The following is a 1,766-nucleotide window of genomic DNA, read 5'->3' on the forward strand; positions in this document are numbered from 1 at the left end:
GTTCACGCTGATCTGCCTACCGCACGCAGGCGGCAGCGCGGGCTTCTACCGGCCCTGGGCGGCCCTGATGCCCCCCGAGGTCGAACTCCTCGCCATCCAGTACCCCGGCCGCGAGGATCGTTTCGAGGACCCGGAGGCAGCCGGCATGGGCGAGCTGGTGGGGGCGGTGGCGGACGCCGCCGAACCGCTGCTGGACCGGCCGTACGCCCTCTTCGGGCACAGCATGGGCTCCGCCGTGGCCTGGGAGCTCGCCCACGAGCTGACCCGTCGCGGACTCCCGGGCCCGCGCCGCCTGTTCGCGTCGGGCCGGGCCGCCCCCGGCACGGCGGTGACCGGGCGGCTGCACCGCCAGAACGACGACACCCTGGCCGCGGAACTGGCCCGGCTGGGCGGCACGAACCGAGAGGTCCTGGAGGACCCCGGGCTGCGCTCCCTGGTCCTCACGGCCGTACGGCACGACTACCGGATCATCGAGACGTACCGCCCGGCGGACCGGCCCCCGCTGTCCTGCCCCCTGCACGTCCTGACCGGCAGCGCGGACCCGGAACTCGGCGAGGAACGCAGCCGCGAGCGGGCGGGCGGCTGGGCGGACCTCACCACCGCCCGCACCGAGGTACGCGTCTTCCCCGGCGACCACTTCTACCTCACCCCGCGACGCCGCGAGGTCGTCGCCACCGTCCTGCGCAGGCTGGACCCCTCGCTGACCACCGGCGGCGCCCACACCTGGCCGAGCACCCCGTGAGCCGTCCCCGCCCGGCGCCGGAACCCCGGCTCCCGCCTCTCCACGCCCGACCGCCGACCCCTGAAGCCCGGAGACCGACGTGATCGACTACTACTCGACCTCGGCCGAGTTCTACGAACTGGTCGCCACCCGGCACACCGCCAGCAGCGGCCCCCCGCTGACCCGCGTCCTCACCGGCCTGGACGTGTCCCACGGCCCCGTCCTGGAGATCGGCGCGGGCACCGGACGCGTGACCGAGGTCATCGCCGCCGCCCTGCCCGAGGCCGAGATCCTCGCGGCCGAGCCGTCGGCCACCATGCGCGCCATGCTCACCTCCCGCGTCGCCCGCGACCCGGACCTGCGCCGGCGCGTGACCGTCGTGGACGGCGCCGCCCAGGACCTCGTCCTGCCCGAACGGCTCTCCGCCGTCGTCATCTTCGGCGTGGCCGGCCACCTCACCGCCCCCGAACGCGTGACGCTGTGGAAGCGGCTCGCGGACCGCCCGCCCGACGGGGCCCCCATCGTCGTCGAACTGATGGGAGTCTCCTCGCCCCGCGTCATCCCGCCGGTGATGTCCCTCAGGGAGACCATCGGCCGCCAGACGTACGAGTGGTGGATCGGCGGCGAACCCGCCGAGGGCGACGCCATGCGGTTCACGACCACCTGGAAGGTCCTGCGCGACGGCCGCACCGTGCGCGAGGTCGCCGACAGCTACGACTGGCACACCTTCGACGTCGCCGCGCTGGCCCGCGAGGCCGGCATGACCAGCCGCCGCATCACCGAGGCGGGCGGCAGGCCCATCCCCGAAATCGGAGTACTCGTCAAGTGAAGTCACAACCGCCCCAGCCCGGCCCGGCCCCGGCCGCCCCGGACGCCGCAGCAGACGGCGCAGGCACCCACGCAGCCCCGCTGCGCACGCTGGCCGAGCCCGTCCGCGGGCGGCTGGCGGTCGCCGTGGGCCTCCAGGCGCTCGCCGCCCTCGCCGGAGTGGTCCCCTTCATCGCCGTCTCCCGCATCGCCGAACGCCTCACCGCAGGGGCCCCGG

Annotated in this window: 2 protein-coding genes and 1 pseudogene; all 3 read left to right on the top strand. The window is 75.3% G+C overall.

Annotation, left to right across the window (positions count from 1 at the left end):
* Positions 1–742: alpha/beta fold hydrolase (locus GTW67_RS31365; RefSeq protein WP_202437951.1), on the top strand; the 742-nt coding region annotated here is incomplete at its 5' end.
* 79 nt (positions 743–821) lie between these two features.
* Positions 822–1,550: a methyltransferase domain-containing protein gene (locus GTW67_RS31370; RefSeq protein ID WP_161168134.1), complete on the top strand. Its 729-nt coding sequence runs from the start codon at positions 822–824 to the stop codon at positions 1,548–1,550.
* A pseudogene (locus GTW67_RS31375) lies at positions 1,547–1,766 on the top strand (ABC transporter ATP-binding protein); the annotation flags it as partial. The gene GTW67_RS31370 and the pseudogene GTW67_RS31375, both read left to right, overlap by 4 nt.

Origin of the sequence: Streptomyces sp. SID5910 (assembly GCF_009862125.1) — a bacterium.
In the GTDB taxonomy this organism is placed as follows: domain Bacteria; phylum Actinomycetota; class Actinomycetes; order Streptomycetales; family Streptomycetaceae; genus Streptomyces.